The organism is Streptomyces sp. HSS9-12, from assembly GCF_054963655.1.
Window position 1 is genome coordinate 13,604 of record NZ_JBUEGC010000029.1, and the last position, 26,306, is coordinate 39,909.

23 protein-coding genes and 1 pseudogene are annotated in these 26,306 nt (G+C 70.1%); 17 read left to right on the top strand and 7 right to left on the bottom strand.

The annotated features are described in order from the left end of the window. The first annotated feature begins 36 nt into the window (after positions 1–36). A complete protein-coding gene (locus ACY34J_RS17010) occupies positions 37–390 on the top strand; it encodes a HesB/IscA family protein (RefSeq protein ID WP_462727404.1) in 354 nt (117 codons plus the stop codon). Positions 391–477: 87 nt separating this feature from the next. On the opposite strand, the gene ACY34J_RS17015 is transcribed toward ACY34J_RS17010, so the two are convergent. Together ACY34J_RS17015 and ACY34J_RS17020 are read right to left on the bottom strand one after the other, a co-directional pair. Beyond that, positions 478–2,043, bottom strand: coding sequence for a hypothetical protein (locus tag ACY34J_RS17015; RefSeq protein ID WP_462727403.1), 1,566 nt, complete (start codon positions 2,041–2,043; stop codon positions 478–480). A 122-nt stretch (positions 2,044–2,165) separates the two neighbouring features. Beyond that, entirely contained in the window at positions 2,166–2,378 is a 213-nt protein-coding gene (locus tag ACY34J_RS17020) for a hypothetical protein (protein ID WP_462727402.1), read from the bottom strand. A 365-nt stretch (positions 2,379–2,743) separates the two neighbouring features. Here ACY34J_RS17020 and ACY34J_RS17025 point away from each other — a divergent pair, with 365 nt between their 5' ends. Then, a complete protein-coding gene (locus ACY34J_RS17025) occupies positions 2,744–3,718 on the top strand; it encodes a carbohydrate kinase family protein (RefSeq protein WP_462727401.1) in 975 nt (324 codons plus the stop codon). Between the two features lie 99 nt (positions 3,719–3,817). Here ACY34J_RS17025 and ACY34J_RS17030 read toward each other — a convergent pair whose 3' ends face one another. Beyond that, positions 3,818–5,218: an aminotransferase class V-fold PLP-dependent enzyme gene (locus tag ACY34J_RS17030; protein WP_462727400.1), complete on the bottom strand. Its 1,401-nt coding sequence runs from the start codon at positions 5,216–5,218 to the stop codon at positions 3,818–3,820. 813 nt (positions 5,219–6,031) lie between these two features. Here ACY34J_RS17030 and ctaC point away from each other — a divergent pair. The 4 genes from ctaC (at position 6,032) to ACY34J_RS17050 (ending at position 10,470) form a co-directional block, all read left to right on the top strand. After that, on the top strand, positions 6,032–6,994 hold the full coding sequence (ctaC, locus tag ACY34J_RS17035) for an aa3-type cytochrome oxidase subunit II (protein WP_462727399.1): 963 nt from the start codon (positions 6,032–6,034) through the stop codon (positions 6,992–6,994). Beyond that, entirely contained in the window at positions 6,991–8,715 is a 1,725-nt protein-coding gene (gene ctaD, locus ACY34J_RS17040; protein WP_462727398.1) for an aa3-type cytochrome oxidase subunit I, read from the top strand. The genes ctaC and ctaD overlap by 4 nt, the downstream gene beginning before the upstream one ends. Beyond that, positions 8,712–9,110: a cytochrome c oxidase subunit 4 gene (locus ACY34J_RS17045; RefSeq protein WP_462727397.1), complete on the top strand. Its 399-nt coding sequence runs from the start codon at positions 8,712–8,714 to the stop codon at positions 9,108–9,110. Before ctaD ends, ACY34J_RS17045 begins: the two co-directional genes overlap by 4 nt. A 112-nt stretch (positions 9,111–9,222) precedes the next feature. Then, positions 9,223–10,470 (top strand): L,D-transpeptidase, encoded by a 1,248-nt coding sequence (locus ACY34J_RS17050; RefSeq protein WP_462727396.1) that lies wholly within the window; start codon positions 9,223–9,225, stop codon positions 10,468–10,470. 28 nt (positions 10,471–10,498) lie between these two features. On the opposite strand, the gene ACY34J_RS17055 is transcribed toward ACY34J_RS17050, so the two are convergent. Next, positions 10,499–10,900, bottom strand: coding sequence for a hypothetical protein (locus tag ACY34J_RS17055; RefSeq protein ID WP_462727395.1), 402 nt, complete (start codon positions 10,898–10,900; stop codon positions 10,499–10,501). 295 nt (positions 10,901–11,195) lie between these two features. Between ACY34J_RS17055 and ctaE the strand changes: the two genes are divergently transcribed. The 6 genes and pseudogenes from ctaE to ACY34J_RS17085 all read left to right on the top strand — a co-directional run bounded on the left by ctaE (position 11,196) and on the right by ACY34J_RS17085 (position 17,780). Further along, entirely contained in the window at positions 11,196–11,816 is a 621-nt protein-coding gene (gene ctaE / locus ACY34J_RS17060; RefSeq protein ID WP_462727394.1) for an aa3-type cytochrome oxidase subunit III, read from the top strand. A gap of 84 nt (positions 11,817–11,900) precedes the next feature. Beyond that, positions 11,901–12,710, top strand: coding sequence for a cytochrome bc1 complex diheme cytochrome c subunit (gene qcrC / locus ACY34J_RS17065; RefSeq protein ID WP_462727393.1), 810 nt, complete (start codon positions 11,901–11,903; stop codon positions 12,708–12,710). After that, entirely contained in the window at positions 12,707–13,771 is a 1,065-nt protein-coding gene (gene qcrA, locus ACY34J_RS17070) for a cytochrome bc1 complex Rieske iron-sulfur subunit (protein WP_462727392.1), read from the top strand. The genes qcrC and qcrA overlap by 4 nt, the downstream gene beginning before the upstream one ends. Further along, complete coding sequence (qcrB, locus tag ACY34J_RS17075) at positions 13,768–15,405, top strand: cytochrome bc1 complex cytochrome b subunit (RefSeq protein WP_462727391.1); 1,638 nt, start codon at positions 13,768–13,770, stop codon at positions 15,403–15,405. Before qcrA ends, qcrB begins: the two co-directional genes overlap by 4 nt. A gap of 120 nt (positions 15,406–15,525) precedes the next feature. Continuing rightward, positions 15,526–16,644, top strand: a complete 1,119-nt coding sequence (gene trpD / locus ACY34J_RS17080) for an anthranilate phosphoribosyltransferase (protein WP_462727390.1) — start codon at positions 15,526–15,528, stop codon at positions 16,642–16,644. Positions 16,645–16,774: 130 nt separating this feature from the next. Further along, positions 16,775–17,780, top strand: a pseudogene (locus ACY34J_RS17085) (aminotransferase class V-fold PLP-dependent enzyme). A gap of 259 nt (positions 17,781–18,039) precedes the next feature. On the opposite strand, the gene ACY34J_RS17090 reads toward ACY34J_RS17085, so the two are convergent. Beyond that, on the bottom strand, positions 18,040–18,321 hold the full coding sequence (locus ACY34J_RS17090; RefSeq protein WP_462727389.1) for an Lrp/AsnC family transcriptional regulator: 282 nt from the start codon (positions 18,319–18,321) through the stop codon (positions 18,040–18,042). After that, positions 18,318–19,046, bottom strand: a complete 729-nt coding sequence (locus ACY34J_RS17095; RefSeq protein ID WP_462727388.1) for a rhomboid family intramembrane serine protease — start codon at positions 19,044–19,046, stop codon at positions 18,318–18,320. Before ACY34J_RS17095 ends, ACY34J_RS17090 begins: the two co-directional genes overlap by 4 nt. A 154-nt stretch (positions 19,047–19,200) precedes the next feature. On the opposite strand from ACY34J_RS17095, the gene ACY34J_RS17100 reads away from it, so the two are divergent. The 5 genes from ACY34J_RS17100 to ACY34J_RS17120 all read left to right on the top strand — a co-directional run bounded on the left by ACY34J_RS17100 (position 19,201) and on the right by ACY34J_RS17120 (position 24,790). Beyond that, complete coding sequence (locus tag ACY34J_RS17100; protein ID WP_462727387.1) at positions 19,201–19,440, top strand: hypothetical protein; 240 nt, start codon at positions 19,201–19,203, stop codon at positions 19,438–19,440. Between the two features lie 17 nt (positions 19,441–19,457). Further along, positions 19,458–20,822, top strand: a complete 1,365-nt coding sequence (locus ACY34J_RS17105; protein ID WP_462727386.1) for an NYN domain-containing protein — start codon at positions 19,458–19,460, stop codon at positions 20,820–20,822. A 301-nt stretch (positions 20,823–21,123) separates the two neighbouring features. Beyond that, positions 21,124–22,149, top strand: a complete 1,026-nt coding sequence (locus ACY34J_RS17110) for a C40 family peptidase (protein WP_462727385.1) — start codon at positions 21,124–21,126, stop codon at positions 22,147–22,149. Positions 22,150–22,399: 250 nt separating this feature from the next. Continuing rightward, complete coding sequence (locus ACY34J_RS17115; RefSeq protein ID WP_462727384.1) at positions 22,400–23,437, top strand: C40 family peptidase; 1,038 nt, start codon at positions 22,400–22,402, stop codon at positions 23,435–23,437. 72 nt (positions 23,438–23,509) lie between these two features. Continuing rightward, positions 23,510–24,790 (top strand): hypothetical protein, encoded by a 1,281-nt coding sequence (locus tag ACY34J_RS17120; RefSeq protein WP_462727383.1) that lies wholly within the window; start codon positions 23,510–23,512, stop codon positions 24,788–24,790. Between the two features lie 45 nt (positions 24,791–24,835). Here ACY34J_RS17120 and ACY34J_RS17125 read toward each other — a convergent pair whose 3' ends face one another. Continuing rightward, positions 24,836–26,134 carry a glycosyltransferase 87 family protein gene (locus ACY34J_RS17125; protein ID WP_462727382.1) on the bottom strand — a complete coding sequence of 433 codons (1,299 nt, stop codon included), beginning with the start codon at positions 26,132–26,134 and terminating at the stop codon, positions 24,836–24,838. Positions 26,135–26,306 lie beyond the last annotated feature (172 nt).

Here is a 26,306-nt window from a genome sequence, read left to right on the forward strand (position 1 = left end):
GAGGGCAACGGTCCGTACAACCCGGGAGAAGACCAGATGAGCGTTCAGGACGAGACCACCGTGAGCGACGGCATCATCCTGTCCGACGCCGCCGCGGCGAAGGTGAAGAGCCTGCTGGAGCAGGAAGGCCGCGATGACCTCGCCCTCCGCGTCGCCGTTCAGCCCGGCGGTTGCTCTGGCCTGCGCTACCAGCTCTTCTTCGACGAGCGGTCGCTCGACGGCGACGTCGTCAAGGAGTTCGACGGTGTCAAGGTCGTCACTGACCGTATGAGCGCCCCGTACCTGGGCGGCGCCTCCATCGACTTCGTGGACACCATCGAGAAGCAGGGCTTCACGATCGACAACCCGAACGCCACGGGCTCCTGCGCCTGCGGTGACTCCTTCCACTAAGAGCGAGTTTCGGGCCATACGCAGACGGCGAAGGCGGCGGATCCTTTCGGGTCCGCAGCCTTCGCCGCTTCCTCATGGGCCGGTCGTTCACCGCACCTTCGGGAGGTCCCCCAGCTTCGGGACGTCATTACCGGTGGAGGCGTCGACGACCTTCCGGCCGTCCAGCGGCTTGTCCAGGGACACCTTCTTGGTGAAGTGCTTCGCGATCTTGATGCACACCTGGTGCGGCTTCCGCTCCTTGGCGGTGACCTTGGCCTTCACCGTGCCGTCCGTCACCTCGGCGCGGGCCGAGTAGTCGCTGCACACTCCGCCCCAGAAGTGCAGGGACAGGACTCGGCCGTCGATGCTGTACGACTCGATGTGCACCGGGGTCACGGCCCCGGTCCCCGGCTTCGCAGGCTCCGGGGGCGGCGTGCTCGAGGGGCGCGCGATGTACTTCTGCTGCACGGCCGGGTAGGTGACCGTGAAAGTACGCTGCGGGCCCGTCGCGCCCGGCTGCTCCACCTGGTACAGCCACGACGGCACCAGCGTCTCCTGCCCGCCCACGAAGTGGATCGCCAGACCGAAGACCGCATCGCGTACGGGCACCTGCGTCTTCTTCGGCTTCGCGTCCTTCGTTGACGCGCACGGCTGCGTGTCGGGCTTGGTGACGGCACTGTCCTCGTTGAGCGGTACGGGCGTCGCGCAGCCGGCGATGCCGACCGTGCCGCCCCCGCCGGACTTGTTGAGCAGGGCGAGCGTCTCCTCGGCACCGAGCACCGGGTAGTCCGCGCCCTTGCGCAGCGTCGCCAGATGGCCGCTGCCGCTCACGACCTGCCCGTCCGCGCCGACCTGCAGGCCCGTGTGCCAGCCGTACGTCGGCAGCTTGTCCGGCACCGGGTTCGCGTTCACGGTCCGGATGGCACCGAGCGTCTGGCCCGCGTCGAGCTTGGCGCCGCTCAGCCCGATCCCCTTCAGGACCGGCGCGACCGCCTTCTTCGCCGCCGCCTCGGAGACCGGGCCCGCGCCGTCCCTGTTCAGGTCACCAGGGGCCGGACAGCGTGCGCCGCTGCTCTTGCCGGCGCGGCTGTCCTTGGGCGAGGGCGCCGACGGCTCCGCACAGCCGGTGCCGCCGCCCATCCCGTAGCGGGCGTACGTCCAGGTGCCCGGCGCCTTCTTGCTCACCGTGAGCGTGGGACCCGCCGCGTCCCGGGTGATCCCGAACTTCCAGCTGCCGTGGTCCAGGCGCGGAGCGCCCGGCACATCGAGGGCCTTCGCCAGCCGCTCGGCCTGCTCCCGCGTGACATCGCCCTGCGGCCGGTACACCGGAGCCGAGTCCGGCCCGTCGGGCAGCGGGCCCTTCGTTCGGTAGGTCACCCCGTACGGGTCCGGCTCTCCTGGGGCGATGCCCACGCTGCCTTCGCCGTTCCCGGATCCGGGGCCGGGGCCGTAGCCGTCCAGCTTCAGCGGTGGGGGACTGCCGTCCTTGCCGGCACCTGACGTGTCGGCGCCGGCGCCGCCGGCCGAAGCGGTCGACGCCCAGTAGGCGCCACCGCCGCCGGCCAGCAGGACCGCGGCCGCCACGGCTACGGCGACGAGCGTGGACCGCCGGCGCGGCGGGGTTTCGGCCGGGGGACTTTCCGGGGTGCCCTCGTGGGGGTGCTCGGTGGTCACCGCTTTGCTCCTTCGACTCCGCTCGACGGGTGATTTCGGGTCACCCGCCGAGGTGACGGGGACGCGGATTGGACGGAGCCGGAGCGTACGCGGTTCCCCCGGGCCGGAGTGGGAGCGACGCGTCAGTCGCCGTAGTCGGACATGCCGTCCAGCAGATGGGCGGAGCGGGCCGGGACCGTGACCCCGTGAATCAGGGAGGGCGACACCGGTGCCTCGGCAGTCTCCGGGAAGGGCACCCACTCCGGCGCCATCCGGGCGCAGTCACCGAGCAGCTCGGCAAGGGACTCGTTCTCCACGGCGAGCGGCAGGGGAGCGGACTCCATGTGCTTCGGCATACGTAACTCCCTTTCGGCTCGGCTCGTCTCCGGGCTCGTGCGCCCCGTACCGACGTCTTCCCTCAGCCCGCCGGCCTGGGGAATGCCCCACGACGGCTGTGCTCGATCATTGCTCGCTCGCCTGGTCAATGGGAGCGTCCCCGGGCAGAATTCGAGGGACCTCGGCACTGCGGCGCACCCTTCGGCTCGCCTCGCGCGGTCCATGGGCTCCGCACAGCCGCGGACCCCGTATGAGGCACCGTATGCACCAGCCACGCGGGGGGAAAAGCCCTACTATCGGGTAGTTTCGCCAGGTCGAGTGCGGAGATTCGAGCGGGGTAGCGTTGACTGTCCGTTCCGGTCCGTCCCGCAGGAGCACTCTCGCCGTGCGTATCGCAGTCACCGGCTCCATCGCCACTGACCATCTGATGACCTTCCCCGGCCGCTTCGCCAACCAACTGGTCGCCGAGCAGCTGCACACGGTCTCCCTCTCCTTCCTGGTCGACTCCCTCGACGTACGCCGTGGCGGCGTCGGCCCCAACATCTGCTTCGGCATGGGCCTGCTCGGGCTGCACCCGATCCTGGTCGGCGCGGCGGGCACGGACTTCGCCGAGTACCGCGCCTGGCTGGACCGGCACGGGGTGGACACCGCCTCCGTACGGATCTCGGAAGTGCTGCACACGGCCCGCTTCGTGTGCACGACGGACTCCGACCACAACCAGATCGCGTCCTTCTACACGGGCGCGATGAGCGAGGCCCGGAACATCGAGCTGCACCCGGTCGCGGAGCGGGTCGGGGGGCTGGACCTCGTCGTTATAGGAGCCGATGACCCCGAGGCGATGATCCGGCACACGGAGGAGTGCCGCTCGCGCGGCATCCCGTTCGCCGCCGACCCCTCCCAGCAGCTCGCCCGCCTCGACGGCGACGACATCCGGGTCCTCGTCGACGGTGCCGCGTACCTGTTCACCAATGAGTACGAGGCGGCGCTGATCGAGTCCAAGACCGGCTGGACGGCGGAGGAGATCCTCGGCCGCGTCGGCACGCGCGTGACGACGCTCGGCGCGCGGGGCGTGCGGATCGACCGGAAGGGCGAGGAGCCGATCGAGGTCGGCTGCCCGGAGGAGGAGGCGAAGGTCGACCCGACCGGCGTCGGCGACGCGTTCCGCGCGGGCTTCCTCGCGGGTGTGTCCTGGCAGCTCTCCCTGGAGCGGTCGGCGCAGCTGGGCTGCATGCTCGCGACGCTGGTCATCGAGACGCTGGGGACGCAGGAGTACGAGCTGCGGCGCGGGCACTTCATGGACCGCTTCACCAAGGCCTACGGCGAGGAGGCGGCGGCCGAGGTTCAGGCCCACCTGGCCTGACCCAGCCCTGTGGGGGCTCTGCCCCCACCTCCCGGTGCTCCGCCCACCCGCCCACATGGGGCGGGTGGGCGGAAACAACCGCGCCGCAGGCGCCGACGGCTACGACAGGCGGCGGACCAGGTAGGCCGAGCCGCGCTCCGCCGCGCGCTCGCCGACGTACTCCTGCCCCCGCATCTCGCACCACGCCGGGATGTCCAGCCGTGCCGCCTCGTCATCGGCCAGTACGGCCACGAGACCGCCCATCGGTACGTCCCCGATCACCTTCGCCAGCTCGATCACCGGGATCGGGCACCGCTTGCCCAGCGAGTCGACCGTCAGCGCGGGCGTCTCCCCGCCCGTCGCCTCGGACGCCGCGGAGGCAGCGTCGGCCGTCGGCGCGCCGAGCCGCTCGCGTACGCCCCGCACGACATCCGGCAGGACGGTGAGGAACCGCTCAACCTCCTCCTCGGGGGTGCCGAGCGGCAGCGACACCCGGACATTCCCCTCCGAAAGCACACCCATTGCCCGCAGCACATGGCTCGGTGTCAGTGTGCTGGAGGTGCAGGACGAGCCGGAGGACACCGAGAACCCGGCCCGGTCCAGCTCGTGCAGCACGGTCTCCCCATCGACGTAGAGACAGGAGAAGGTGACCAGGTGCGGCAGGCGCCGTACCGGATCCCCGACGACCTCGACGTCGGGCACAAGCTCAGGCACCCGGGCCCGGATGTCGTCCACCAGCTTGCGCAGCCGTTCAGCCTCCGTCGCGGCCTCCTGCTGGACCGCCCGGAGCGCGGCGGCGGCCGCCACCACCGCAGGGATGTTCTCGAACCCGGGCGCTCGCCCCTTCTCCCGCTCGTCCGCAGGGCCCTGTGGGGCGAACCGGACCCCCTTGCGTACGGCGAGCAGGCCGACACCGGGCGGGCCGCCCCACTTGTGCGCGCTCGCGGCCAGCAGTGACCAGTCGCCGCTGACCCGCCCCCAGGGCAGCGACTGCGCGGCGTCCACCAGCAGGGGGACCGAGGCTTCACCGCAGAGCTCTGCCACCTCGTCCACCGGCTGGGTTGTTCCGACCTCATGGTTGGCGGACTGGAGGCAGGCGAGCGCGGTGTCCGGGCGCAGTGCCTGTCCGTACGCCGTGGGGTCCACCCGGCCCGCACGGTCCACGGGGACCTCGGTGACCGAGCCGCCGTCCCTCTCGTGGGCCTCGGCGGAGTGCAGCACGGAGGAGTGCTCCACGGCGGACACGACGAGATGGCGGCCGATGCGGCGGCGGCCGGCCAGCGCTCCGGCGATACCGCTGTGGATGGCCTGGGTGCCGGACGAGGTGAAGGAGAGCTCGTCGGGCCGGCAGCCGACGGCCTCGGCGGCGGCCTCGCGGGCGGCGTCGATCAGCATCCGCGCCCGCCGGCCCTCGCGGTACAGCCGGGCCGGGTCGGCCCAGCCCTCGTCGAGCGCGGCGACCAGCGCCTCGCGAGCGACGGGGTGCAGAGGAGCGGACGATGCCGAATCGAAGTAGGCCACGTACGAACGCTAACGCTCCCCCCCCGCGGGCACCGCCCCAGTACGGCCGCCGACCTGCGTCCGCCGCCGCACTCGCGGACGGCCCGGCACCCCGCCGGGGCCCCGGCTCGCACGCGCGGCCGCGCCCCCGCAAACCCGCGCCCTCCCCGCGCCGGATCGGCACCGGCACCGAACCTGCACCGGCACGGCTGTGCCTGCCGCCGGGTACGGACGGGAGGCGACGGGGCCTCCGGGGTGGGGTCCTGGACGTAAAAGCTCCCCCAGCTACCGCTGGGAGGTGCCCCCGCCCAGGGCCGCCAGGCCCGAGGGCGCGCAGTCCAGGCCCCCCGGAGGCCCGGCGCCGACCCAGCCACCCGGCGCACGGCGGTGGTCCGTTGGCATCGTGCCACCACGGCCCACTGTGGCCGCCGGGGCGCTGCGCCCCGGGCATTTCCCCACGTAACCGCCTATTTATGGGCGGGTAGGGTGAGAGACCCGCGCCACCGGCCGCTTGGCCGGGGCAAGTTCGACGGTGGGGGCGGAAGGCCACCGGTGGTGGGACGCCCGCCGGCGGGCAGTCCGCCGGCCGACGTCCCTCGTCCCCCAACCCCGCCGGAGGCGAGATGGCACGTCAGATGGGTCGCGGAGCCCGCGATTCCACCCCTTCGGGGTGCGGCGCGGCGCGTTGGGCACCCTCCCCGCGCAGCCCCAAAAAGCGTCCAGTAGGGTTTGGTCCGCATAAACATCCAAACCCCTGCCCGCGCCAGGGCCGGCGACCGACCAGCGAGACGGCCGCAGCCGGCCGTGCGGGCGAGACTCTCGGGAAGGCGCTACGTGAGTCCCAACGGCTCCGACCGCTCGTCGCGGCGCCCGATGCGGCGGAAGCTGCCGCAGGCGCTGGCCGCGGGCCTGGTCCTTGCGACCGCCACCGGTTGCACATACAAGGACTTCCCCCGCCTCGGTATGCCAAGCCCCGTTACGGACGAGGCGCCGCGGATCCTTTCCCTGTGGCAGGGCTCCTGGGCGGCTGCGCTCGCCACGGGCGTGCTGGTGTGGGGCCTGATCCTGTGGAGCGTGTTCTTCCACCGGCGGTCCAGGACCAGGGTCGAGATCCCCGCTCAGACGCGGTACAACATGCCGATCGAGGCCCTCTACACCGTGGTCCCGATCATCATCGTCTCGGTGCTCTTCTACTTCACCGCCCGTGACGAGAGCGAGCTCCTCAAGATCTCCAAGAAGCCGGACCATGTCGTCAACGTGGTCGGCTACCAGTGGAGCTGGGGCTTCAACTACGTCGAGGACGTGGACGGCAAGCCGGCTACGCCGGGCAAGCTGCCCAAGGAGCTCTCGAGCATCGCGGACCGGGCCCTGAAGGGCGTTCCGACCGGCGCCGAGGGCGTCTACGAGACGGGCACCCCGGGCGAGAAGACGCCCGGCAATCCCAGCCCCGGCCCCACCCTGTGGCTGCCGAAGGGCGAGAAGGTCCGGTTCATCCTGACCTCGCGTGACGTCATCCACTCCTTCTGGGTGCTGCCGTTCCTCTTCAAGATGGACGTCATTCCGGGCCACACCAACGTCTTCGAGGCGACTCCGAACAAGGAGGGCACCTTCCGGGGCAAGTGCGCCGAGCTGTGCGGCGTTGACCACTCCCGGATGCTCTTCAACGTCAAGGTCGTCTCCCCGGAGGCGTACCAGGCCCATCTGAAGGACCTGGCGAAGAAGGGCCAGACCGGCTACATCCCGTCGGGCATCCCGCAGACGGAAGCCGCCAAGAATGCGGAGACGAACAAGGAATGAGCATCCTCAACGAACCCCAGGGTGCCGACACTGCCTCGTACGAGGACGAGCTGCCGGTGCGCCGTAAGCAGCCGGGCAATGTCGTGGTGAAGTGGCTGACGACCACCGACCACAAGACGATCGGCACGCTCTACCTCACCACGTCGTTCGCGTTCTTCCTGATCGGCGGCGTGATGGCGCTCCTGATGCGCGCCGAACTCGCTCGTCCCGGCTCGCAGATCATGTCGAACGAGCAGTTCAACCAGGCGTTCACGATGCACGGCACGATCATGCTGCTGATGTTCGCGACGCCGCTGTTCGCCGGTTTCGCGAACTGGATCATGCCGCTGCAGATCGGCGCGCCCGATGTGGCGTTCCCGCGGCTGAACATGTTCGCCTACTGGCTCTACCTGTTCGGCTCGCTGATCGCGGTGGCCGGCTTCCTCACCCCGCAGGGCGCGGCCGACTTCGGCTGGTTCGCGTACACGCCGCTGTCGGACGCGGTCCGCTCGCCGGGTGTGGGCGCCGACATGTGGATCATGGGTCTGGCGTTCTCCGGCTTCGGCACGATCCTCGGCTCGGTCAACTTCATCACCACGATCATCTGCATGCGCGCTCCGGGCATGACGATGTTCCGGATGCCGATCTTCTGCTGGAACGTGCTGCTCACCGGTGTGCTCGTGCTCATCGCGTTCCCTGTGCTGGCGGCCGCGCTGCTGGCACTGGAGGCGGACCGCAAGTTCGGGGCGCACATCTTCGACCCGGCCAACGGCGGGGCGCTGCTGTGGCAGCACCTCTTCTGGTTCTTCGGCCATCCCGAGGTGTACATCATCGCGCTGCCGTTCTTCGGCATCGTTTCCGAGATCGTCCCGGTCTTCAGCCGTAAGCCGATGTTCGGTTACATCGGTCTGGTCGCCGCGACGATTTCGATCGCCGGTCTGTCGGTGACGGTGTGGGCGCACCACATGTATGTCACGGGCGGTGTGCTGCTGCCGTTCTTCTCCTTCATGACCTTCCTGATCGCGGTCCCGACCGGTGTGAAGTTCTTCAACTGGATCGGCACGATGTGGAAGGGCTCGCTGAGCTTCGAGACGCCGATGCTCTGGTCCATCGGCTTCCTGGTCACCTTCCTCTTCGGTGGTCTGACCGGTGTCATCCTGGCCGCGCCGCCGCTGGACTTCCACGTCTCGGACTCGTACTTCGTGGTCGCCCACTTCCACTACGTGGTCTTCGGAACCGTCGTCTTCGCGATGTTCGCCGGCTTCCACTTCTGGTGGCCCAAGTGGACGGGCAAGATGCTCGACGAGCGGCTCGGCAAGATCACCTTCTGGACGCTCTTCGTCGGCTTCCACACCACCTTCCTCGTCCAGCACTGGCTGGGCGCCGAGGGCATGCCCCGCCGTTACGCCGACTACCTCGCCGCCGACGGTTTCACCGCGCTCAACACCGTCTCGACGATCGGCTCCTTCCTGCTCGGCCTGTCGGTCCTGCCGTTCTTCTACAACGTCTGGAAGACCGCCAAGTACGGCAAGAAGGTCGAGGTGGACGACCCCTGGGGCTACGGCCGTTCGCTCGAATGGGCGACGTCCTGCCCGCCGCCGCGGCACAACTTCCTCACGCTGCCGCGGATCCGCTCCGAATCCCCGGCGTTCGACCTGCACCACCCCGAGATCGCCGCGCTCGACGAGCTCCAGTTCCACGCAGGTGAGAAGGAGCTGGCTGGCAAGGAGGCCGGCAAGTGAAGATCCAGGGACGCATGTTCATCTGGCTGGCCGTCTTCATCCTGGCCATTGCCATCGTGTATGGCGTGTGGTCGCATGAGCCGGTCGGCACCACGGCGCTGTTCCTCGCCTTCGGCCTGAGCATCATGATCGGCTACTACCTGGCGTTCACCGCTCGCCGGGTGGACACCGGTGCGCAGGACAACAAGGACGCGGACGTCGCCGACGACGCCGGCGAGCTGGGCTTCTTCAGCCCGCACAGCTGGCAGCCGCTCTCGCTGGCCATCGGTGGCGCGCTCGCCTTCATGGGCGTGATCTTCGGCTGGTGGCTGCTGTACTTCTCCCTGCCTGTGATCCTCGTGGGTCTGTTCGGCTGGGTGTTCGAGTACTACCACGGCGAGAACGCCAACCAGTAGCGCGTCGTGGCACCGCAGCGTGGGTCGGGTCCGGTAAACCTCGGTTGCCGGACCCGACCCATTTGTACGAATCCAGCGCGCCATTTCGCGTAGTTTTTCCTACCTTGTGACCATGAGTCACACGCCTCGAATACGAACCGTGCTGAGCTGTGCCTTGCTGGTGGCGGCACCCGTTGCGGTGTTCGTCTCCGCCTGCGACTCCGGGTCGCACCCGCTGTCCGCCAAGCCCTACGACGCCGCCGGGCAGGTCGTCTTCGACGGGGCGTCGACAGGCGGCAAAATAGATCCCGACAAGCCGCTCGAGATATCCGCCAAGGGTCATGACGGCCGAATAACCGATGTGACCGTCACCGACGCCGCCGGACGCTACATACGCGGCGAACTGGCCGCCGACGGCTCCCGCTGGCGCAGCACATCGCCGCTCGCCGCAGGCGCCCACTACACCCTCCGCGTCAGCACCGAGAACGAGGACGGTTCTCCCGGCCGCAAGACGGTCGAGTTCGACACCGCCTCCGCAGGCAAGCTGATACGCATCACCTTCGGCCCCGACGCCGGTACGTACGGCGTGGGACAGCCGATCACCGCCAAGCTCAGCCACCCCGTCAAGGACGACAAGGCGCGCGACGCCGTCGAACACGGGCTGAAGGTCGAATCCCAGCCCCGAACCGAGGGCGCCTGGCACTGGGTGGACGACAAGACCCTCCACTACCGCCCCCGCGACTACTGGCCCGCTCACACCACGATCCGTGCGAGCAGCAACCTGGACGGCGTGAGCCTTGGCAACGGCCTGCACGGGGGCGCCGCCGAACCCCTGCAGCTGAAAATCGGCGACCGGTTCGAGGCCATCACGGACGCCGGGTCGCACACCATGACCGTCAAACGCAACGGCAAGGTCCTCCGTACGATCCCCATCACCACCGGCAAGCCGGGCTACGAGACCCGCAACGGCATCAAGGTCGTCCTGGCCAAGGAACCCCTCGTCCGCATGACCAGCGCCAGCATCGGCGCCTCGGACTTCTACGACCTGCAGGTCCACTGGGCGACCCGCGTCACCTGGAGCGGCGAGTACGTCCACGCCGCCCCCTGGTCGGTCGGCTCTCAGGGCTCCGCCAACACCAGCCACGGCTGCACGGGCATGAGCACCGACAACGCCAAGTGGCTGTACGACAATGTGCGGCTGGGCGACATCGTCCAGGTCGTCAACAGCAACGGCGAGATGATGACCGCCTTCGACAACGGCTTCGGCGACTGGAACATGTCCTGGGACGAGTGGCGCAAGGGCAGCCTCGTCCAGATCACGGCCAAGCCCGGGGACAGCGGCACTTCCGGCGACTCGGCCCGGCTGCGGCCCCGGGTGTGAGCGGTCCCTGCCGGAGACGTGCGGCGGTTCAGGCGTTCAGCGAGAGCCGGGCGCGCAGCAGCCCGGCCAGGGCGGTCGCCAGCTCCACCGGGTCCACCGGCAGCGTCACCGCGGCATCGGCCCGGCTCCAGGACGCAAGCCACGCGTCCTGGGGCCGGCCGATGAGCACCAGCACCGGCGGGCACTGGAAGATCTCGTCCTTGATCTGCCGGCACACGCCCATCCCGCCGGCGGGCACCGCCTCGCCGTCGAGTACGCACACATCGATCCCGCCTTGCTCCAGGGTGCTGAGGACCGCCGGAAGCGTGGCGCACTCCACGAACTCGACGGGCGGCAGATCGGCGGCGGGGCGGCGCCCGGCCGCCAGCCGTACCTGCTCCCGGGTGCCCGCGTCGTCGCTGTAGACCAGCACCGTGGCAGTCGGCTGCATCGTTCCTCCACGCTTCTCAATGAGCACAGCACTGGGTGGGAGCGTGCATGGGATCTCCCCACCGAAGGTAGGCAAGGATGCTACTCCGCAAGCGGCTCCGGGGAAGAGGGTTGCAACGATTCAAGATCCGGCCGACGGCTCGTCAGGACTGGTCGGCGCGGGCCCGGCAGGGCGCTCCGGAAGATACGCTTCCCTCCTTCGAGGGACTGCCTTCAGCACCGTTTGAGCAGGGCACACGTCCTTGACACACCGATTGGCACCCCCCGGAGTGAGGGCGGGATAAGCGACCGACATAATGTCGGTCGTGGCGACAGCAACGACAGTAGAAATCGGGCACGCGCACCCGTCGGTCAATCGGCCGAACCTCACCAGCGTCGGTACCATCATCTGGCTGAGTTCCGAGCTGATGTTCTTCGCGGCCCTCTTCGCGATGTACTTCACCCTGCGGTCGGTGACCGGTGAGGCGCACTGGAAGGAAATGGCTTCCGCGCTGAACTTCCCGTTCTCCGCGACCAACACCACCATCCTGGTGCTCTCCTCCCTCACCTGCCAGCTGGGCGTGTTCGCCGCTGAGCGCGGTGACGTGAAGAAGCTGCGCGGATGGTTCGTGATCACCTTCATCATGGGTGCGATCTTCATCGGCGGCCAGATCTTCGAGTACACCGAGCTGGTCAAGCACGAGGGCATCTCGCTCTCCTCCGACCCGTACGGCTCGGTGTTCTACCTGACCACCGGCTTCCACGGCCTGCACGTGACGGGCGGTCTCATCGCCTTCCTGCTGGTCCTGGGCAGGACGTACGCGGCCAGGAGGTTCACCCACGAACAGGCCACGGCCGCCATCGTCGTGTCCTACTACTGGCACTTCGTCGATGTCGTCTGGATCGGCCTCTTCGCCACGATCTACATGATCAAGTAATCGGTCGCTGAACGAGACCCGCATTACCGACAGACACAGCAGCCAGAAGCATCGACGCAGAAGATCCTGACACCGGGGTAATCCGTGAAAAAGCTCTCCGCACGACGGCGCCATCCGCTGGCGGCGCTTGTCGTCCTACTCTTCGCGCTGGCGGTCACCGGGGGGCTGTACGCCGCGTTCGCGCCCGCGGACAAGGCACAGGCCGATGATGCCGCGCAATCCCTCTCCATCGAGGAGGGCAAGAAGCTCTACTCCGTAGGCTGCTCCAGCTGCCACGGCACCGGCGGTCAGGGCACCTCCGACGGCCCGAGCCTGGTGGGCGTGGGCGCCGCCGCCGTGGACTTCCAGGTGGGCACCGGCCGTATGCCGGCCCAGCAGCCGGGCGCCCAGGTGCCGAAGAAGAAGAGGATCTACACGCAGGCCGAGATCGACCAGCTGGCCGCGTACATCGCCTCCCTGGGCCCGGGCCCGGCGAAGCCGGCCAAGGACGAGTACAGCCCCGAGGGTGCGAACATCGCGAACGGCGGAGAACTCTTCCGTACGAACTGCGCGCAGTGCCACAACTTCACCGGCAAGGGCGGTGCCCTCACCGGCGGCAAGTACGCCCCGTCGCTCGAGGGCGTCGAGCCGAAGCACATCTACGAGGCCATGCAGACCGGCCCCCAGAACATGCCTTCCTTCCCGGACACCGTGATGCCGGAGAAGGACAAGAAGGACATCGTCGCCTACCTGGAGACGGTCAACAGCGGCAGCTCGGCGAGCCCCGGCGGCTTCAACCTGGGCGGGCTCGGCCCGGTCAGTGAGGGCCTGTTCGGCTGGATCTTCGGCCTCGGCCTGTGCGTCGCCGCCGCCATCTGGGTCGCCGCCCGGACCGCAAAGGCCAAGAAGTCATGAGTCAGACTGGATCCCACAACAACGTGCCCGAAGAACACCTGCCAAGTGAGCAGGCGGCTCACGAAGGCGCGGTAGCCGTCGCGGAGAACCCGTTCGCCGACCCGGGGCTGCCGCCTCACGCGCACCGTAAGCAGGACATCGACGAGCGGGCCGCCAAGCGCTCCGAGCGCACGGTCGCGCTGCTCTTCACCACGTCCATGCTGGCGACGATCGCCTTCATCGCCTCGTACGTGGTCTTCCCGATCGACGAGATCGTGTTCGTGTGGCCGCTCGGTCACATCAGCGCCCTCAACCTCGCTCTGGGCGCCACCCTCGGCATTGCGCTCTTCTGCATCGGCGCGGGCGCGGTCCACTGGGCCCGCACCCTGATGTCGGACGTGGAAATCGCCGACGACCGGCACCCCATCGAGGCCCCGCCCGAGGTCAAGGCCAAGGTCATGGCCGACTTCAAGCAGGGCGCCGAGGAGTCCGGCATCGGCCGGCGCAAGCTGATCCGCAACACCATGCTCGGTGCGCTGGCCATGGTCCCGCTGTCCGGTGTGGTGCTGCTGCGCGACCTCGGCCCGCTGCCGGAGGACAAGCTCCGCCACACGCTGTGGGGCAAGGGCAAGCTGCTGGTCAACCAGAACACCAATGAGCCGCTGCGTCCTGAGGACGTCACCGTCGGCTCCCTGACCTTCGCCAAGCCGGAGGGCCTGGAGGACGACGCCGAGGACTTCAACGTCGAGATCGCCAAGGCGGCGCTGATGATCGTCCGGCTGCAGCCGGAGGACATCAAGGACAAGCGCGAGCTCGACTGGTCGCACGACGGCATCGTCGCGTACTCCAAGATCTGCACCCACGTCGGCTGCCCGATCAGCCTGTACGAGCAGCAGACGCACCACGTGCTGTGCCCGTGCCACCAGTCCACCTTCGACCTGTCCGACGGCGGTCGAGTGATCTTCGGCCCGGCAGGTCACGCACTGCCGCAGCTGCGGATCGGCGTGAACAAGGACGGCTACCTCGAGGCGCTCGGCGACTTCGAGGAGCCCGTCGGCCCGAGCTTCTGGGAGCGCGGATGAGTACTTCGACGAGCGCACAGGCCACGCGGCGCCCGGCCTCCAAGGGCGAGCGGATTGCCGACTGGACCGACGGCCGGCTGGGCATCTACAGCCTGGCCAAGACCAACATGCGCAAGATCTTCCCGGACCACTGGTCCTTCATGCTGGGCGAGGTCGCCCTCTACAGCTTCATCATCATCATCCTCACGGGTGTGTATCTGACGCTGTTCTTCGTGCCCAGCATGGCCGAGGTCGAGTACCACGGCTCTTACATCCCGATGCACGGCATCCGGATGACCGAGGCGTACGCCTCGACGCTGGACATCAGCTTCGACGTCCGTGGCGGTCTGCTCATCCGGCAGATCCACCACTGGGCCGCGGTGATCTTCCTCGCGGCGATGTTCCTGCACATGATGCGCGTGTTCTTCACGGGCGCCTTCCGCAAGCCGCGTGAGATCAACTGGGTCTTCGGCTTCCTGCTGTTCGTGCTCGGTATGTTCACCGGCTTCACCGGCTACTCGCTGCCGGACGACCTGCTCTCCGGCACCGGTGTCCGCTTCATCGAGGGCGTCATCCTGGCGACCCCGCTGGTCGGCACCTACCTCCAGTTCTTCATCTTCGGAGGCGAGTTCCCGGGCACGGACATCATTCCGCGGTTCTTCACGATCCACATCCTGCTGCTGCCCGGCATCATGCTGGGCCTGCTGGTGGCGCACCTCATCCTGGTCTTCTACCACAAGCACACGCAGTTCCCCGGGCCCGGCAAGACGGAGAAGAACGTCGTCGGCATGCCGCTGCTGCCGGTCTACATGGCCAAGGCGGGAGGCTTCTTCTTCCTGGTCTTCGGCATCATCGCGCTGATCGCCGGCACCTTCTCCATCAACGCGATCTGGGCCATGGGGCCGTACCGCCCCGACCAGGTCTCCACGGGTGCGCAGCCCGACTGGTACATGGGCTTCGCCGAGGGCCTGGTCCGTGCGATGCCGGGCTGGGAGATCAACTTCGGCCACCACTACACCCTCAACCTGGGTGTGCTGGTTCCGATCCTGCTGTTCCCGCTGATGCTGATCGCCATCGCGGTGTACCCGTTCATCGAGTCCTGGGTCACCGGCGACAAGCGCGAGCACCACATCCTGGACCGCCCGCGCAACACCCCGGTCCGCACCGGTATTGGTGCCGCCTGGGTCGCCGCGTACTTCGTGATGCTGATCGGTGGCGGCAACGACATCTTCGCCACCCACTTCCACCTGTCGATCAACGCGGTGACCTGGTTCGTCCGGATCGGCTTCTTCGCGATCCCGGTGCTGGTGTTCCTGATCACCAAGCGGATCTGCCTCGGGCTGCAGCGTCGCGACCGGGACAAGGTGCTGCACGGTCGCGAGACCGGCATCATCAAGCGCCTGCCGCACGGCGAGTTCATCGAGGTGCACGAGCCGCTCTCGCAGGACCAGCTGTACGTGCTCACCCAGCACGAGCAGCCCAGGCCGCTCGAGATCGGGCCCGCCGTCGACAAGAACGGTGTGGAGCGCAAGATCCCGCTCACGCAGAAGCTGCGGGCGAAGCTCTCGGAGGCCTTCTACGGCAGGGACAACCAGATCCCCAAGCCGAGCGCCGAGGAGTACCGGGAGATCACCAGCGGCCACGGCCACCACTGATCTCCAACCCGTGAATCGCCACGGCAAGAGCCCCGTCCATCCGCTGGACGGGGCTCTTTGCCGCTCCCCGGCCCGGATAGGCTGGACCTGCCCAGACACCCACGGATCCAGGAGCGGACCATGAACGTTGTGACCCCGGCAGGTGGGGGCACCCCCGGCGAAGCCAGGGGGCGCGACAGCGTGGCGGACCTTCCTCAGACTCCGTCCGGGGGTGCCCCCTCCTGGCCGGACGTGCTGAGTACGCTGCTCGAGGGCCAGGACCTGAGCGCCGACGACACGGCCTGGGCCATGGACCGGATCATGCGGGGGGAGGCGACCGACGCGCAGATCGCAGGCTTCGCGGTCGCGCTGCGCGCCAAGGGCGAGACGGTGGACGAGGTCTCCGGGCTCGTACGGACCATGTACGCGCACGCGCATCTGATCGACGTGCCCGGCCCGAGCGTCGACATCGTCGGCACCGGGGGCGACCGCGCGAAGACCGTCAACATCTCCACCATGTCGTCGGTCGTCGTGGCCGGTACGGGTGCCAAGGTCGTCAAGCACGGAAACCGCGCCGCCTCCTCGGCGAGCGGTGCCTCGGATGTGCTGGAGAAGCTCGGGGTCAATCTGGAACTGTCGCCGCAGCGGGTGGTGGAGGTGGCCGAGGAGGCCGGCATCACCTTCTGCTTCGCGGTGAAGTTCCACCCCTCGTTGCGCCATGTGGCCGCCGCTCGGCGCGAACTGGGCATCCGTACCACGTTCAACATCCTGGGTCCGCTGACCAACCCGGCGCGGGTACGGGCCCAGGCCACTGGTGTCGCCGATGCCCGGATGGCGCCGATCGTGGCCGGTGTGCTTGCCGAGCGTGGCACTTCGGCGCTGGTGTTCCGCGGCGACGACGGCCTTGATGAGCTGACGACGACCGCCACCTCGCAGGTGTGGGTGGTCCGCGACGGGACCGTGCGTCAGGAGGCCTTCGACCCGCGGGAGGTGGGGATCGAGCTGGTGCCGGTCGAGGCTCTGCGCGGGGCGGACGCCTCGTACAACGCCGATGTCGCCCGTCGGCTGTTCGGCGGGGAGAAGGGGCCCGTACGGGACGCGGTGCTGCTCAACTCGGCGGCGGCGCTGGTGGCTCTGGGGCCCACGGACGCGCCGCTGGTGGAGCAGATCGCGGCCGCCATGGAGCGGGCCGCGGAGTCGATCGACTCCGGTGCGGCGCGGCGGGTGCTGGAGCGGTGGGTCGAAGCCAGTAACACCTAGTGCCGCGTCAGCCAGGGTTTGCCCCGCTCACCGCCCTGGCACGGCCATCTGCTGCGTTGCCCGGCTGTTTTAGCTCCTCACACCTGCGCTGCCGCGGTGCTCCTCGCCTGCGTTTTCACGGGAGTTCGCCATGGTTGTCCCCACCGCCGTCGCCGACCAGTCGATTTGTTCCCCATTGCCCGTTCTTGGATGGGATGTTCTTGTGCCACTCGTGACCGGTGGCGAGGTGACGTACGCGGCCCTCGACTACGCCGCCAGTGCCCCCGCGCTGCAGCGGGTGTGGGACGATGTCGCCGCGTACGCCCCGTACTACGGAAGTGTGCACCGGGGCGCCGGATATCTCTCGCAGCTGTCCACCGACCTGTTCGAGAACAGCCGCGCCGCAGTCGCCGAGTTCCTCGGCTGCCGCGAGGGGGACCAGGCCGTCTTCACCCGCTCCACCACCGACTCCCTCAATCTGCTGGCCGGAGCGCTGCCTCAGGGTACGCAGGTCTTCGTCTTCGAGACCGAGCACCACGCCTCGCTCCTGCCGTGGCGGGACGCCGACGTCAGCTACCTCAATGCGCCGCGCTCCCCGCAGGAGGCGGTGCGGACGCTGGAACGGGCCCTGGCCGGCCATAAACCGGGCGGGACCGCGCTGGTGTGCGTGACGGGCGCGTCGAATGTCACCGGTGAGCTGTGGCCGGTGCGCGAACTGGCTGCCGTCGCCCATGCGCACGGCGCCCGCATCGTCCTCGACGCCGCCCAGCTCGCCCCTCACCACCCGGTGAACATCGCGGAGTTGGACGTCGACTGGGTGGCCTTCTCCGGGCACAAGCTGTACGCGCCGTTCCAGCTCGCACTTCGCGGCCGCGCTGTCCGCGGAGTACGGCATCGGGGTGCGCGACGGTCTGTTCTGCGCCCACCCGCTCGTACGGACCCTGGTGGGCAATGAGCCCCAGGAGCCGGGCGAGTGCGGGGCTCCCGATGCGGAGCCGGGGGAGAGGTCGCTGAACGCCATCCGGGTCAGCTTCGGCGCGGGTACGCCGGACGAGCACGTGGAGCGGTTCCTCGGGGCGGTGAGGGAGTTGGTCCGGGACGGGGCGAAGTGGACGTACCGGACGGAGGAGGGGCGGTGTGTTCCCGCCCGCGGCTAGCGCCCCGAACGGCTCGGGCGGTGTGCCCCGGACGGTGCGCGCCCGGGGCACGCCGCCCTTCATTGGCGGGCGGGCGGATGCGCGGGGATTACCGGCCGCCCTGGGAGGGCGGGGTATGTGTCAGGTCTTCCCACTCGCCCCATTTATGGGGCGGGTGGGCGGAAAACCCCGTGCCGTAGGCGCGGCAAAGCCCCGGCGGGCAGCGCCGGGGTGAGGGTGCCGCGCTGGTGGGGTGCCCCATGCCGAAGGCCAGGGGACGCTACGCGTCGAGGCCGATCGCGAACGCCGCCTCGAGGTCGTGCTGCGAGTACGTACGGAAGGCCACGTGCGTGTCCGTGGCGGTCACACCCGGGATCTTGCTGATCCGCCCCGGGATGACATCCGCCAGGTCGTCATGCCGCGCCACCCGCACCATGGCCACCAGGTCATACGTACCGGTGACCGAGTAGACCTCGCTGACCCCCTCCAGGGCGGCGATCGACTCGGCGATCTCCGGGATGCGGTCCACGCTGGTCTTGATGAGCACGACTGCGGTGATCACGGCTGGCTGTCTCCCTCGCTCGCCCTGGCTGCGCTGCTCACTCTAGCCCCACCCCGGTAGCGCCCCGAGGCCAAGAGGAAGCCGAGGCAGAAGCCCACAAGGTGGGCGAGGTAGGCCACGCCCGGCTGGGTGGTGGCGGTCCGGGCCGCCAGCCACTGCAGGGCGAACCAGAAGATCAGCACCGCCCAGGCGGGAAACCGCAGCGGCAGGAAGAACAGAAACGGGAACAGGCTGGTCACCCGGGCGCTCGGAAACAAGCGCAGGAAGGCGCCCAGCACCCCCGAGATCGCCCCGGAGGCCCCCACCAGCGTCTGGGTGGAGCCGGCGTGCGCCACCGCGTATCCGACCAGCGCCAGATAGCCGGTGACCAGGTAGAACAGGGCGTAGGCGGCCCGTCCCATCCGCGCCTCGGTCATGCCGCCGAAGACGTGCAGAAACAGCATGTTGCCGAGCAGATGCAGCCAGCTGCCGTGTACGAAGAGCGCGGTCAGCGGGGTGACCAGGGCGCCCGGCCGCCCCGTCAGCAGATCGCTGGGGATCACGCCCCAGCGCTCGAAGTAGGCGGCCTGGGCGGCAAGCAGGTCCTCGCCCGTGCCGTAGGCGGGACTGAGCCCGGAGGTGGGCCCGAGAACGAATACCAGGCAGCACAGGCCCATGAGGCTGTACGTCACCACGGGCCCTCCGCGGGCCGTCTCCTTGGTCGTCGCCAGCGGCTTCCGGATCATGTCCAGAGCATGTCGTAACGGGACGGACCTGCCCAGAGTGCCTCGCCGTGCCGCCGTTGGTTGCCCGGCCCCCGCGCCTGCGAGTGGCCAGGTCGTAGGGTTACCAGAAACGCGGCAGCACAGGCGGACGACGAGGAAGACGAGGGCGGAACCGATGGGCGTTCCCCAGCCGACAGCCGAGACCCGGTGGCGCTGCACTCTGTGCGGCAACCTCACGCGTTTCGATGTGACCCGCTCGACCAAGGCGGTCGAGTACGTGCACCTCGACCTGGCCGGGGAGCCGAAGGTCGAGGAGCGCGAGGTGATCAGTGAGACCATCGAGTCGGTGCGCTGCCGCTGGTGCAACGCAGTCGACCAGATCGAACTGGTGGACCGCCCGGGCGCGAACGCCTGAGAACGGAGCGGTGACAGGTGGTGGAGCGGACGAACGGCGCCGGCGAGGCCGATGACGGCCGCGCGGCGGCCGACGAGGTGCTCGACCGCCCGCTGCCGGAGGGAGTCCGGCGCCGGGTCGTCGCGGTCGTCGCGGACGCCTTCGGCACGCTCACGGTCGCGGAACTCCCGCCTCAGCTGAGGCAGTACGCCCGTTTCACCCCGACCCGCCGGGCCAAGTTCGCCGGCAATGCCATGGCGGCCGCGCTGGAGAGCCACGCCCTGTTCCGGCAGCGGGTCGGCGAGCGGCTGCGGGAGACGCAGTCCGAGCTGGCCGAGGCTCTGGAGTCGGGCTCCATCCCGGCCGCCGCGGACCCGCTGGACGTGGCCGCGGCCGCCTATGTGCTGCGGCCGCCCGGCTGGGTCAAGCTGGTCGCGGCCGCCGGCGAGGAGGCGCAGCGGGCGCACGCCGAGAAGGCGGGCGAGGATGCGGCGCGCGAGCTGCGGCGGCTGCGCGAGGAGCTGGCGGAGGCCCGCAACGCGGCCCGGGCCGAGGCAGATCGGATGCGCGCGGAACTGGACGCGGCTCGCAAGGAATCGGACGGTTTGCAGCGCAAGCTGCGCAGCGCCGTGAGCGATGTACGGCGGGGCGAGGCGGCGCTGCGGAAGGCCGCCGCCGAGCTGGAGGCCGTACGGTCCGCCGCCGCTGCCGAGAAGGCGGCTGCCGAGGGCGAGCTGCGCCGGCTCAAGGCCCGGTTGTCGGAGGCGGAGTCGGCGCTCGAGGCGAGCCGCCGGGCCGTGCGCGAGGGGCGCAGCGTGGAGGACATGCGGCTGCGTCTGCTGCTGGACACGGTGCTGGACGCGGCGCAGGGGCTGCGGCGCGAACTGGCCCTGCCACCCGCCTCGATGCATCCGGCCGACATGGTGGAGGCGGTGGAGCCGGGGCGGATGACACCGAAGGACATCGCCGCCCGGGCGCTGTCGGAGAGCGATCCGGCGCTGCTGGACCAGCTGCTGGCGCTGCCGCAGGCGCATCTGGTGGTGGACGGCTACAACGTCACCAAGACCGGCTATCCGACGCTGCCGCTGGAGAAGCAGCGGCTGCGGCTGCTCGGCGGGCTGGCGGTGCTGGCGGCTCAGACGGGCGCCGAGATGACGTGTGTCTTCGACGGGGCGGAGCTGGCGGCGCCGGTACTGCTCGCGCCGCCGCGCGGAGTCCGGGTGCTGTTCAGCAAACCGGGGCAAACCGCCGATGAGTTGATCCGGCAGCTGGTGCGGGCCGAGCCGACCGGCCGGCCGGTTGTGGTGGTCTCCAGTGACCGTGAGGTGGCGGACGGGGTGGCGCGTGCCGGTGCCCGCCCGGTCGCGTCCGCTCTGTTGCTGAAACGGCTTTCGCGTACCTGATCAACTCCTGCGTGAATTGCCCGAATTGGCGTTTCACAGCGTCAAGCCGCCATTACTGCCTGTGTGACGAAAGTAAAGAAAACATGGCGCGCGGAAGTTTTTTCCGATCAGGATTTGAACCGATCACAAGAAGGTCACTAAGGTCTGGCCTCGAACCTCCGCGCGGTTGATCGTCCATCCGGGGCGACAGCGGAGGTACCGCCGAATCCGTATGTCGAGCAGGGGGAGCCCGACGGCGGAGCCGGGGTTTTGCAACCCCCACCTCCCGGTAGGCGGCTGGAGGAAGAAGGAGATCGCCCCCGTGGCGTCCCACCGTCGACCCAAGCAGCCGAGCCGCGCTCGCGTGAGCGTGCTCACCGCTACCGCCGCCGCAGCCGTCGCCCTGACCTCCCAAGCCGCACAGGCGGCCCCCGGGCCGAGCAAGAACGAGGTCAAGGCGAAGGTCGACAAGCTCTACGAAGAGGCCGAGCACGCGACCGAGCAGTACAACGGCATCAAGGAGAAGCAGGACCGGCTCGACAAGCAGATCGGCGACCTGCAGGACAAGGTGGCGCGCGGTCAGGACGAGCTGAACCAGCTCCGCGACGGCCTGGGTGCGATGGCCACGGCCCAGTACCGCTCCGGCGGCATCGACCCGTCCGTGCAGCTGCTGCTCTCCTCCAACCCGGACGACTACCTCGACAAGGCGTCCACCCTCGACCAGCTGAGCACCAAGCAGGCCGACGCCCTTCAGCGCATCGCCGACAAGCAGCGCACCCTGCAGCAGCAGCGCGAAGATGCCAAGGACAAGCTCTCCGAGCTCTCCCAGACCCGCAAGGCGCTGGGTGAGAAGAAGGACGAGGTCCAGGCCAAGCTCCGCAAGGCACAGGCCCTCCTCAACTCCCTGACCGCCGAGGAGCGGGCCCGCCTCGCCGCCGAGGAGCGGGCGCGCGCCAACCGCGCCCAACAGCGAGCCAGTCTGGGCAACGACTCCTCCGCCTCGGGCCGCGCCGCCGCCGCCCTGTCGGCCGCCCAGAGCAAGATCGGTTCGCCGTACGTCTGGGGCGCGACCGGTCCCAGCTCCTTCGACTGCTCCGGCCTCACCTCGTGGGCGTACAACCAGGCCGGCGTCTCCATCCCGCGGACCTCGCAGGCGCAGGCCAATGCCGGTACGCACCTCGGCATCAACGACCTCAAGCCGGGCGACCTGGTGATCTTCTACAGCGACCTGCACCACGTCGGCCTCTACGCCGGCAACGGGCAGGTCCTGCACGCCCCGCGGACCGGCACCACGGTGCGCTACGAGTCCATCAACAACATGCCGTTCATGTTCGGAGTGCGGATCTGACACCCCGTCGGCACCCGCCCGATCGGGCGAATCCGACACCTCGCGCCTGACTTCACGCCCCGCCGGTGACCTGCGACGTCACCGGCGGGGCGCTGTCGTACCCCGGCATCGGCGCGCCGCCGGCCGTCCGGCGAGCTGCTAGCGTCCGCCCGTCTGTCAGCGCGGTTCCGCCCTGGCGCCCATGTCCGTTTGCGCGGACGGCAGGAAGCCGGAAGCGCGGACCGGCTCACGAGTAGGAGCGCCGTCGAACGTGGCATCCCATCGCCGTTCTTCGCAGTCCGGCCTGGACCGGACCACCCGTACGTCCCGGACGACCGTCGTGTCGGCCGCCGCGGCCGCCGCGGCCCTGTCCGCCGCACCCGTGGCGGCCGAACCGGGCGACAGCGCCGCCGATGTGCGGTCCCGTGTGGACCAGCTGTACGAGCAGGCGGAGCAGGCCATCGAACGGTTCGACGCGGCGGACGAGCACACCGACCGGCTGCGCAAGGAACTCGAGCGCGTCCAGGACCGCTTGGCCCGCAGCCAGGAACGGGTCAACCGGATGCGGGACGGACTCGCCGTCCTCGCGGGGGCCCAGTACCGCTCCGGCGGCATCGACCCCGCCCTCGCTCTCATCCTCTCCTCCGACCCGGACGGCTACCTCGACAGGGCGGCCACCCTCGACCGCATCAGCGACAACGAGGCCGGACAGCTGCGCGCCCTGCAGGAAGCCCAGCGCTCGCTGCGTCAGCAGCGCCAGGAGTCCGCCGGCATGCTCGCCGAACTCCAGCGCAGCCGCGCCGAGGTGGCCCGCTACAAGAAGACGGTGGAGCGCCGGCTGGCCCGCGCGCAGCGGATGCTGGACGCGCTCTCCCCGGCGGAGCGGGCGGCGTACGGGCGTGCGTCGCGCGCCGTCGGCCGGCTGGACCTGGGTGGCGGGTGGCAGGGCCTCGGGCCGTCCTCGCCCCGCGCCGCCGCGGCCGTGGCGGCCGCCAGGGGGGCCGTCGGCCGCCCGTACGTCTGGGGGCAGGCAGGGCCGAGCGGCTTCGACTGCTCGGGGCTGACCCAGTGGTCGTACGCCCAGGCCGGGGTGGCCATCCCGCGGACCTCGCAGGCGCAGCGGTACGCCGGGCGCCAGGTGCCGCTGAGCCAGGCCCGGCCGGGCGACCTCGTCGTCTACCGCGACGACGCCAGCCATGTGGGGATGTACGTCGGCAACGGCCAGGTCGTGCACGCCCCGTACCCCGGCGCCCGGGTGCGTTATGACCCGGTCGGCATGATGCCGGTCTCGTCGGTGACGCGGGTCTGAGCGCCGCCGGGCCGCTCACCTGGCCATCCCGGGCCGTACGCAGGGGAACTGTTCGCCCGTACGATCGAGCGCGTGGCGAGTGGCCGATGCGGGACAGAGCAGTGGGCGGCGTCGCGTGTCGCCTCGCGTCTCGCGACGCTTCTCACCGTGCTGGTGGTGCTGGCGACTGCCCTCGCCGGATGCGGCGCTCCGGCCGTTCCGGACTCCGACGCCCGCGGCATCCAGCGCATGCTGGACCGGCGGGCCGCCGCGCTGCTGCACCGGGACGCCGATGGCTTTCTGGCCGCCGTCGACCCCGCCGCGGACGGCTATCGCGATGAGCAGCGGCGGGTGTTCGGCAACCTTGCGGACGTACCCCTGGCGGACTGGCGGTACGAGCTGGTCCGGATCGGCGGGTTCGATGCCGCGCGCGGCGACGGCCGGCGCATCGCCGCCCAGGTGCGGTTCCGGTATCGCCTCACGGGGTACGACACCACGCCGGTGTCCACGGTGCAGCGGCTGACCCTCACCAGGCGGGACGGCCGCTGGTACGTGGCCGCGGAAGCGCTGCCGGCGGACGGGGGGCGACGGCAGGCCCGGCAGCTGTGGGAGCAGGGTCCGGTCGCGGTCGCGCGCGGCAGCCACAGCCTGGTGCTCGGTGTCGGTCAGGATCCCCGTCGGCTGCGGGAGATCGCGCGGACCGCGGACGAGGCCGTGCCCGCCGTCGACGAGGTCTGGCCAGGCGGCTGGGCACACCGGGTGGTGGTGCTCGTACCGAAGTCGGTGGAGTCGATGGCGGAGCTGCTGGGCACGCCGGCGGCCGGCTATCGGGGAATCGCGGCCGTGACCACGGGGGAGGCGGGCGGCTCCGGCGGCGCGCCGACGGACCGGGTGATCGTCAACCCGGAGGCGTACGCCGTGCTGGGCGCCTTCGGGCAGCGGGTCGTGCTCACGCATGAGACGGCGCATGTCGCGACCCGTAGGGACACTTCCGCGGCCACTCCGCTGTGGCTGTCGGAAGGCTTCGCCGACTGGGCCGGCTACCACGGCACGGGCCGCACTGCCCGGCAGATCGCCCCCACGCTGACCCGCGAGGTGGCAGCGGGCCGTGTGCCGCGAGAGCTGCCTGCCGACGCCGACTTCGGCTTTGGCGGGGACGGCGACCGGCTGGCCCGGGCGTACGAAGGCGGCTGGCTGGTCTGCCGCATGATCGCGGAACGGTGGGGTGAGGACCGGCTGACGGCGCTGTACCGCGCCGTGGGCTCCGGCAAGGACCGTGGCACGGTGGACCGGGCCTTGCGTGACACCTTGCACGTGAGCACGAGCGAACTTGCTGCGCTCTGGCGCGGGTACGTCCAGCGGGAGCTCGGCTGACGCCGTACGGAGACCGGCTGCGGTGACAGGGGCGTGGCGTCATGGTCAGGGGCTGGGGGCCGTCGCGCCGGGCGCATCGGCGGATTCGTGCGCCGCACCGGCACGCTGACCACGCGTGGTGGCGGGCCGGGACCACAGCCGGCGGCAGGCCGTGACCGTCGCCGCGACCAGCAGACCATTGCGCAGCATCAGCAGCGCGATGCCCAGCGGATCGCTCGCCACCACATGCGAGAACCAGATCGGGAACTCCAGCGTCGTCACGGCCGTCGCCGCGAGGACCAGCGCGACGGGCAGCCCCTGGCGGCTCCCGCGGCTGCTCATGCACACCGCCGCGAGGCCGACGAGCCAGATCATGTACTGGGGGCTGATGACGCGGCTGGTCGTGACGAACAGCAGTACGGCCGTGAAGGCTGCGTCGTACGCCGTGGCGGCGGTGAACTCCCGCGTGCGCAGCCGCCACAGCAGCAGCCAGCCGAAGGCGAGGACCGTGAGCGCGAGCGCGAGCCGGCTCACCTCGGTGACGTACGGGCCCAGGAACTCCACCGAGCCGTAGTTCAGCAGCACCTGGCCGTCCCAGCCGGTGTGCCGCGCGAGATGGAAGACCAGCGCCCCCAGGGATTCGATCTCGGTGCCGCGGCCGCGCTGGAAGGTGAGGAACGCCAGTGCGCCCGGCATCGCCACAGTGAAGAGCACGGTGATGACCAGGGCCGTCACGGCGGCCGCGGACCAGAAGGCGCGGGTGCGGCCGCCGCGCGGGATGCCGATCAGCAGCAGGGCCGGCCAGACCTTCAGGAGCGCGCCGAACGCCGCGAGCGCCCCCGCCGCGCGCAGGTGGCGCCCCAGGGCGAGCAGCGCGGCCACGGCCACCGCCGCCACCATCAGGTCGTAGCGGGCGTAGGCGGTCGGGCCGAGCAGTGGCACACCGGCGACCCAGACCCACACCCCGGCAGGCCGGTGCCCGGTGGCCGGTGCCCGGCCGGCCGAGCGCAGCAGCAGGGCCAGGACGATCGCGTCGGCCACGCACGCCAGCAGGAAGAAGGCCGAGGGGTAGTCGAGGAACGGCAGCAGACCGGGCGCGAGGATGGCCAGCCCCGCCGCCGGCGGGTACTGCCACGTGACGTCGTCCAGCGGGAAGGTGCCGGTCCGCAGCACCTCGGACCACCCTTGGTAGATCACCGTGACATCGCTGGTGACGTCCGGGCCGGGCAGCACCAGCACCTTGAACACGCACAGCAGCAGTACGACTCGGGTGGCCGTCCACACCACCACGGGTCGCCCCGGCAGGCGCCGCCGGTGGCCGTCTGGACGCCCGCGTCCGGGATCGGCGTCCGGGGAATCGCTCATGCGCTGCATCTTGCCTGGCCGCGCACCGCGGGGCCCGAAGGCCGCGCGGTGCGCCGACAGGACGCCCCGGCAGGACGCCCCGCCGCCCCGGCAGGACGCCCCGGCAGCGCCGGTTCGATCGTTCGCCTCCAGGCGCGCGCGGCAGCCCGGCCTCCCGCCGCACGGAGCCCCT

Excerpts from the sequence above, each read along its gene's own strand:
- ACY34J_RS17010 (WP_462727404.1), top strand. The coding sequence starts at position 37 with ATGAGCGTTCAGGACGAGACCACCGTGAGCGACGGCATCATCCTGTCC.
- ACY34J_RS17020 (WP_462727402.1), bottom strand. The coding sequence starts at position 2,378 with ATGCCGAAGCACATGGAGTCCGCTCCCCTGCCGCTCGCCGTGGAGAAC.
- ctaD (WP_462727398.1), top strand. The coding sequence starts at position 6,991 with ATGAGCATCCTCAACGAACCCCAGGGTGCCGACACTGCCTCGTACGAG.
- ACY34J_RS17050 (WP_462727396.1), top strand. The coding sequence starts at position 9,223 with ATGAGTCACACGCCTCGAATACGAACCGTGCTGAGCTGTGCCTTGCTG.
- ACY34J_RS17055 (WP_462727395.1), bottom strand. The coding sequence starts at position 10,900 with ATGCAGCCGACTGCCACGGTGCTGGTCTACAGCGACGACGCGGGCACC.
- ctaE (WP_462727394.1), top strand. The coding sequence starts at position 11,196 with ATGTCGGTCGTGGCGACAGCAACGACAGTAGAAATCGGGCACGCGCAC.
- qcrA (WP_462727392.1), top strand. The coding sequence starts at position 12,707 with ATGAGTCAGACTGGATCCCACAACAACGTGCCCGAAGAACACCTGCCA.
- qcrB (WP_462727391.1), top strand. The coding sequence starts at position 13,768 with ATGAGTACTTCGACGAGCGCACAGGCCACGCGGCGCCCGGCCTCCAAG.
- trpD (WP_462727390.1), top strand. The coding sequence starts at position 15,526 with ATGAACGTTGTGACCCCGGCAGGTGGGGGCACCCCCGGCGAAGCCAGG.
- ACY34J_RS17095 (WP_462727388.1), bottom strand. The coding sequence starts at position 19,046 with ATGATCCGGAAGCCGCTGGCGACGACCAAGGAGACGGCCCGCGGAGGG.
- ACY34J_RS17100 (WP_462727387.1), top strand. The coding sequence starts at position 19,201 with ATGGGCGTTCCCCAGCCGACAGCCGAGACCCGGTGGCGCTGCACTCTG.
- ACY34J_RS17125 (WP_462727382.1), bottom strand. The coding sequence starts at position 26,134 with ATGAGCGATTCCCCGGACGCCGATCCCGGACGCGGGCGTCCAGACGGC.